Genomic DNA, 7,477 nt, shown 5'->3' with positions numbered 1-7,477 from the left:
GGCCGGTGCGGGGTGCGGTGTCGTCGAGCTTGATGGTGCCCAGCGCACCGCGGATGTCGCCTACGTGCGCGTCATCGAGAACGGCGGTGGAGCGCTGGGTCGGGACCGCGGTGCGGACGGTCGTGTCGGTCATGGTGTACCTCCCAAGTCCCCCCGGAGGGAGAGGTGTTGGAGGCACGCGGCAGTCATCCCCCCTGCGCGGGAGCGCAGCACGGCGACCCGTCACGGCTCAGGGCCGTGCGGGCGCTGGGAGNCCCAAGTCCCCCCGGAGGGAGAGGTGTTGGAGGCACGCGGCAGTCATCCCCCCTGCGCGGGAGCGCAGCACGGCGACCCGTCACGGCTCAGGGCCGTGCGGGCGCTGGGAGCGGCGGGGAAGCCGCGCAGGGGAGGTGGTTACCGCGTGCCGGAAGAGTGCGAGGACAGGCGGATGGCGGGCCGATGATGGCCCGGACTACTGCAACTGCAATCCATGTCTCTCGCCTCCTTCCGGCCGGGGCGCCTGGTGCGCCGTCGTCGACTCGGCAAGGAGCGGACCAGTCTCCGTCGACTGGCTCACCCCAACTCGTCAGAGCTTTGGCACGTCACGGCGTAATCCCCTTCGCGGGGGCAGCCACTTGGGGTCACCCCTTGGGCCGGGGAGACCTGTCCTGATCCGGAGCGTCTCTCGACGGGTGGGATCAGTGGCCTGTGTCCGTGACGACGCCTCACCGAACGAGGTGACCTCTTCGCTTCAAACCTGTACGAGTGTAGACCCACACTTGCGCGGCAACGCAACTTTTTGACTGACTCTTAACCCGGCGGTCGGTAGTGGGCTCCCCCACAGTTCGGGTGCTGGACACCCGCCGCGGCCGGCGGCGAGCATGAGCCGCATGTCCCACCACCCCGAGCCCGGCCAACCGGGCAACGTCGACTCCGAGCGGCTGGCCCGTATCGAGGCGCTGCTGGCGCCCGCCGTCACGGGCATAGAGGAGGCGGGCCGCCGGCTGCTGCCCGCCTGGCGGCGGGTGACCAAGGGCGAACCCCGCTGGCCCTCGACGCTGGCGGTGCTGGCGGCGGTGGCGTTGCAGTTCACGCTGCCGGAGCGGCTGGCGATCCATCCGGAGTGGCTGCTGCCGACCCTGGAGACCGCGCTGCTGATCGCGCTGGTCGCAGCCAACCCGTACCGGATCGAACGGGGCTCGGCGCTCTACCGGTGGGCCGGGCTGGTGCTGATCGCGATGATCAGCGCGGCGAACGGCTGGTCCGCGGTGCATCTGGTGATCGGTCTGGTGCGCGGGACCGAGGGCAGTGACGCGGGTCCGCTGCTGGCGACCGGCGGCAGCATCTGGCTGACGAACGTGATCGTCTTCGCGCTCTGGTACTGGGAGTGGGACCGCGGCGGCCCGGTCGCGCGGATACACGCCGAGCGGACCTACCCTGACTTCCTCTTCCCGCAGATGCAGACACCGGAGCTGGCGCCGGAGCACTGGGAGCCGCAGTTCCCCGACTACCTCTACCTGTCCTTCACCAACGCCACCGCCTTCAGCCCGACCGACGTGATGCCGCTCACCCGCTGGGCCAAGATGCTGATGCTGCTGCAGTCGGCGGTCTCGCTGCTGACCGTCGTCCTGGTCGTGGCCCGCGCCGTGAACATCTTCAAGTAGCCGGGTTCAAGTGGCCGGGATCCGCAGAGATTTGGCGGACGGAGGTGTGACCGCGGCGTTTCGAGGGTATGGCGCCGTGGTGACAGGTTCATGAGGCGGCCATGAGAACTCGATGAATAATTGCGCAGTTGCGCAATCTATTGGCCAAGGCTTGACCGGTGAGGCCGTAACCGATCGCCAGCAAGCCCCTGACCTGCGATTTTGCACTGATGGGTCGTCACGGCCCGAAAACAACCCCCGTAGCAAGTCAATTTTTCCTAACGCGGCGGTCAGGGGTAAGGGGCTGTCACGCGGTGCCGCCTGCCTAAGTGGCGGGCGGGCGTGTTCACAACATGTTCGATTTGCGGATTTCTGGTCCGGCACGCGAACCTCGCGCCTGGTCAGCGGCATCTGTAGGGGCGAACGTCCGAGGGTCTTCACCCACCGGCACCGAACAACAGAGGCATATCGATGTCGTCGCCCCTTCTCGAATCATCCTTCGAGCAACCAGAGCACCTGCCCGACCGGGCCGTATACCGAACTGCCACCACCCCGCACCCGCGGACCCTGCTCGACGTGCTCGACGCAACCGCCGCCGCACACCCCCAGGCGATCGCCCTGGACACGGGCTCCGAGGTGATCACCTACCGCGACCTGTGTATCGAGACCGAACGCCGCGCACGGCAGCTCAGGGATTACGGGATCGGCCCCGGCGACCGCGTCGGAGTCCGAGTGCCGTCCGGTACCGCGGAGCTCTACCTGTCGATCCTCGCCATCCTGCGCAGCGGCGCCGCCTACGTACCCGTCGACGCCGACGACCCGGACGAGCGGGCCGCCACCGTCTTCCGGGAGGCCGCCGTCTGCGGCGTCCTCGGACCAAACCCCCAGCCGCCGGGCCTGGCCCGGCCCCTGGGAGCGCAGCGGCTCCCCGGCCCCGAGGACGACGCCTGGATCATCTTCACGTCGGGTTCGACCGGCGCGCCCAAGGGCGTGGCCGTCAGCCACCGCTCCGCCGCCGCGTTCGTCGACGCCGAGGCCGCGCTGTTCCTCCAGGACCGGCCGCTGGGCCCCGGCGACCGGGTGCTGGCCGGCCTGTCCGTCGCCTTCGACGCCTCCTGCGAAGAGATGTGGCTCGCCTGGCGGCACGGCGCCTGCCTGGTGCCGGCGCCCCGTTCGCTGGTCCGGGCCGGCCATGAACTCGGCCCGTGGCTGGTCGAGCGCGGCATCACCGTGGTGTCCACCGTGCCCACCCTCGCCGCGCTGTGGCCGGACGAGGCGATGCGCCGGGTCCGGCTGCTGATCGTGGGCGGCGAGGCGTGCCCGGCTGCGCTGGTCGACCGCTTCGCCCATCCCGGGCGCGAGATGTGGAACACCTACGGCCCGACCGAGACCACCGTCGTCGCCTGCGCGGCCCGCCTGCTGCCGGGGGATCCGGTACTCATCGGCCTGCCGCTGGAGGGCTGGCAGCTGGCCGTCGTCGACAAGGCCGGACACCCCGTGCCGTACGGCGAGGAGGGCGAGCTGCTGATCAGCGGCGTGGGCACCGCCCGCTACCTCGACCCCGTCAAGGACGCCGACCGCTTCCGGCCGGACCACGTCCTGGGGACCGCGCGCGCCTACCGCACCGGCGACCTCGTCCGCGCCGAGCGCGCGGGCCTGCTGTTCGTCGGCCGCGCCGACGACCAGGTCAAACTGGGCGGGCGGCGGATCGAGCTCGGCGAGATCGACGCCGCGCTCAGCGCCCTGCCCGGCGTCCGCGGCGCCGCCGCGGCCGTCCAGACCACCCCGGCCGGCACCCAGGTCCTGGTCGGCTACGTCGTTCCCGAGCAGCGCTCCGGCGACAGCTCCAGCTTCCAGCAGGACAAGGCCAGAGCCCTGCTCAAGGAGCGGCTGCCGGGCCAGATGGTGCCCGTACTGGCGGAGGTCGAGAGCCTGCCGACCCGGACGTCCGGCAAGGTCGACCGCAAGGCGCTGCCCTGGCCGCTGCCCTCCGCGCACGACGCCGGCCGTGACCACGCCGGCCCGGCGCTGCACGGCACCGCCGCCCGCCTCGCCGACATCTGGGAGAAACTGCTCGGCGTGCGGCCCGGCCCGGACAGCGACTTCGTCTCCCTCGGCGGCACCAGCCTGGTCGCCGCCCGCATGGCGTCCATGCTCCGCGAGCACCACCCCGGCGTCTCGGTCGCCGACCTCTACCGGCACCCCGTGCTGCACCGGATGGCCGAGCACCTGGAATCGCTCGGCGGCCCGGTCGACGAGGCCCGCCCGGTGCGCCCGGTCCCGCGCAGTACCGCGGTCGTCCAGTTCCTCGTCCAGACCGGCCTGTACGGAGTGGCCGGGCTGCGCGGGCTCGTCGGGCTCGCGCTCGCGGACAACATCCTCGGCTGGCTCGCCCCGCAGGCGTGGGCCCCGCACACCGCCTGGTGGCTGATCATCGTCGGCTGGGTGGTCCTCTTCAGCGCCCCGATGCGGTGCGCCATCGGTGCCGTCGGCGCCCGCATGCTCGCCGGCTCCATCAAGCCCGGCGCCTACCCGCGCGGCGGCGCCACCCACCTGCGGCTGTGGACCGCCGAACGCGTCGTCGCCGCCTTCGGCATCCCGTCCCTCCTCGGCACGCCCTGGGCGCGGCTGTACGCCCGGACGCTGGGCTGCACCGTCGGGCGCAACGTGTCGCTGCACACCATGCCGCCGGTCACCGGCCTCGCCGAACTCGGCAACGGCTCCAGCGTCGAGCCCGAGGCCGACATCTCCGGCTGGTGGCTGGACGGCGACACCCTGCACATCGGCGCGGTCCGCATCGGGGCCGGGGCCCGGGTCGCCCACCGCAGCATGCTGATGCCCGGCGCCGTGGTCGGCCAGGGCGCCGAACTCGCCGCCGGCGGCTGCCTGGACGGCGAGATCCCCGACGGCGACTGCTGGACCGGCTCCCCGGCCCGCCCGGCCGGCGCCGCCGAGCGGATCTCCAACACCGCGTGGCCCGCCCCGCGCTGGCGGCGCTCGATCGGCTGGAGCGCCGCCTACGCGCTCTCCCTGCTGGGCCTGCCGCTGCTCGCCCTGCTGAGCGGCGTCCCCGCGCTGGTCGGCGCGTACTTCCTGATCCGCGACAGCGGCACCCTCGCCACCGCGGCGGTGCGCCTGATGGCGGCCGCGCCGGTCTTCGCGATCGTGACCACCGGATGTTCGATTCTTGTGACGGCCGCCGTGGTGCGGCTCCTCGGCCGCGGCATCAAGCCCGGTCTGCACCTCACGAGCGGCGGGGTCGCCTGGCGCGCCTGGCTGGTCACCCGCCTTCTGGACGGCGCCCGCGGCAGCCTCTTCCCGATCTACGCCAGCCTCGCCACCCCGCACTGGCTGCGGCTGCTCGGCGCCAAGGTCGGCAAGCACGTCGAGATCTCCACCGTGCTGCCGCTGCCGTCCCTGCTGCACGTCGAGGACGGCGCCTTCCTCGCCGACGACACCCTGGTCGCGCCCTACGAAATCCGCGGCGGCTGGCTGCGGTTGGGCCGCGTCCGCATCGGCCGGCGGGCCTTCGTCGGCAACTCCGGCATCGTCGACCCCGGCCACGACGTGCCCGACCACAGCCTGGTCGGTGTGCTCTCCAACGCCCCGGCGAACGGCGAGCCCGGGATGTCCTGGCTGGGCCGGCCCGCCATGCCGCTGCCGCGGGTGGCGGCCCAGGCCGACCCGGGGCGCACCTTCGCGCCGCCGCGCAAGCTGGTCATGGCTCGCGCCACCGTCGAGATGTGCCGGGTGCTGCCGCTGATCTGCGGAGTCCTCCTCGCCGAGGGCGTGTTCCTCACCGAGCAGACCGCCTTCACCAACGGCGGTCTCGGCCTCGCGGCGCTGGTCGGCGCCCCGCTGATGCTGGCCTCGGGCCTCGCGGCGCTGCTCATCACGACCCTGTCGAAGTGGCTGCTGGTCGGCCGGTTCACCGCGAGCGAGCATCCGCTGTGGTCGTCGTTCGTCTGGCGCAACGAGCTCTACGACACCTTCGTCGAGTCGCTCGCCGTACCGTCGATGGCCGGCGCGTTCACCGGCACCCCGGTGCTCAACTGGTGGCTGCGCACCCTCGGCGCCAAGATCGGGCGCGGGGTGTGGCTGGAGAGCTACTGGCTGCCGGAGACCGACCTGATCACCGTCGAGGACGGCGTCAGCGTCAACCGCGGCTGCGTCCTGCAGACCCACCTCTTCCACGACCGGATCATGCGGCTGGACACCGTCCACCTCGCCGAGGGCTCCTCCCTGGGCCCGCACGGCATCGTGCTCCCCGGGACCGCCGTCGGGGCCCGCGCCTCGATCGCACCGTCCTCCCTGGTCATGCGCGGCGAGAGCGTGCCCGCGCACACCCGGTGGGCCGGCAACCCGATCGCCGGCGAGCGCGCGGCGCGTCCCGCCGGGGCCCGCTCGGAAGGCGGTGCGGCAGCGTGACCCGATGCAGTCGGCGCGCCCTGATCAGGGGCGCCGCCCTGCTGCCGCTCGCCGCGACGGTCGCGGACGGTCTCGCCGGACCGCTCACCGACCGCTACTTCCCCCGCCATGGCACCTACGCCCACGACACCGCCTCGTACGACCTGCACCTGGCCTACCACCCGGTCAACGCCAGCCTGAACGGGCGGGCCCGGATCAAGGCGGTGGCCAACCGGTCCCTGGACCGGGTCGAGCTCGACCTGTCCCGGCTGTCCGTGCACAGCGCCCGGATCGACGGGAACCGGGTCCGCACCCGGCAGAAGGACGGGAAGCTGTTCCTGGACACCCCGCGCCCGCTCGCCAAGGGGGCGCACTTCACCGTGGAGGTCGGCTACAGCGGCCGGCCCAGGCCGGTCCGTTCCCCGTTCGGCCCGATCGGCTGGGACCGGACCGGCGACCCGCACGACGGGACGCTGGTCGCCTCCCAGCCGCTCGGCGCCCCGTCCTGGTTCCCGTGCAACGACCGCCCGGACGACAAGGCCGCGTTCACCTTCCGGATCAGCGTCCCGCACGGGCACCACGCGCTCGCCAACGGCACCCTGCTCGAACGCCGCCGCACCGGGCACCAGGAGTGCTGGACCTACCACCACCCCGGTCCCATGGCCCCGTACCTCGCCGCGCTCTACACCGGCCGCTTCCGCCACGACAGCGGAACGGTCCACGTCGGCACGGCGGACGCGCCGATCGCACTGCACAACGCGTACCCGGCGTGGATGGCCGACGACGCGGAGCACGATCTGGCCCGCCAGCCGGAGATGCTCCGCGCCTTCAGCAGCTACTTCGGGGCGTACCCCTTCGAGGCGTACGGCGCGGTGGTGGTGGACGCCGAACTCGGTGCCCCGGTCGAGAACCAGACGCTGTCCGTCTTCGGCAGCAACCACATCGACGGTCGCCGCGGCTCGGAGACCCTGGTCGCGCACGAGATCGCCCACCAGTGGTACGGCAACAGCGTCAGCCTGCGCGACTGGCGCGACATCTGGCTGAACGAGGGCTTCGCCACGTACGCGGAGTGGCTCTGGTCCGAGCACATCGGCGAGGACGACGCCGTGCGGATCGCCCAGCAGTCGTGGCGTTCGCTCCAGGCCCGCAACCAGGATTTCCGGCTCGCCGACCCCGGTCAGCGCCGGATCTTCGACGACCGGGTCTACGTCCGCGGCGCCTGTGCCCTGCACGCGCTGCGGACCGCCATGGGCGACAACCGGTTCTTCGCGATGCTCCGCAGCTGGCACGACACCCACCGCGGTGCCAGTGCCGACACCCCGGCGTTCGTCGCGCACGCCGAACGCTCCGCGGCGTACTCGGTCCGCCCGCTGCTGCACTCCTGGCTGTACGAGAAGCCGCTGCCGCGCCTCGCCGCGGCCTGACGGGCCCGAGGACACACCGCCGCG

Annotated in this window: 3 protein-coding genes and 1 riboswitch; all 3 genes read left to right on the top strand. The window is 72.5% G+C overall.

Annotated elements, in window-relative coordinates; all coding sequences use genetic code 11:
• Positions 1-549: 549 nt before the first annotated feature.
• A riboswitch (M-box (ykoK) riboswitch) is annotated at positions 550-723 on the bottom strand.
• 146 nt (positions 724-869) lie between these two features.
• The 3 genes from ACO1BR_RS34800 (at position 870) to ACO1BR_RS34790 (ending at position 7,453) form a co-directional block, all read left to right on the top strand.
• On the top strand, positions 870-1,643 hold the full coding sequence (locus tag ACO1BR_RS34800; RefSeq protein ID WP_426799101.1) for a hypothetical protein: 774 nt from the start codon (positions 870-872) through the stop codon (positions 1,641-1,643).
• Positions 1,644-2,093: 450 nt separating this feature from the next.
• Positions 2,094-6,050, top strand: coding sequence for an epsilon-poly-L-lysine synthase Pls (gene pls / locus ACO1BR_RS34795; protein WP_426799100.1), 3,957 nt, complete (start codon positions 2,094-2,096; stop codon positions 6,048-6,050).
• Entirely contained in the window at positions 6,047-7,453 is a 1,407-nt protein-coding gene (locus ACO1BR_RS34790; RefSeq protein WP_426799099.1) for a M1 family metallopeptidase, read from the top strand. The genes pls and ACO1BR_RS34790 overlap by 4 nt, the downstream gene beginning before the upstream one ends.
• Positions 7,454-7,477: the final 24 nt, after the last annotated feature.

Source organism: Streptomyces sp. YGL11-2, from assembly GCF_050054615.1.
GTDB lineage: Bacteria > Actinomycetota > Actinomycetes > Streptomycetales > Streptomycetaceae > Streptomyces.
This window is presented reverse-complemented; position numbering and strand designations above follow the sequence as displayed.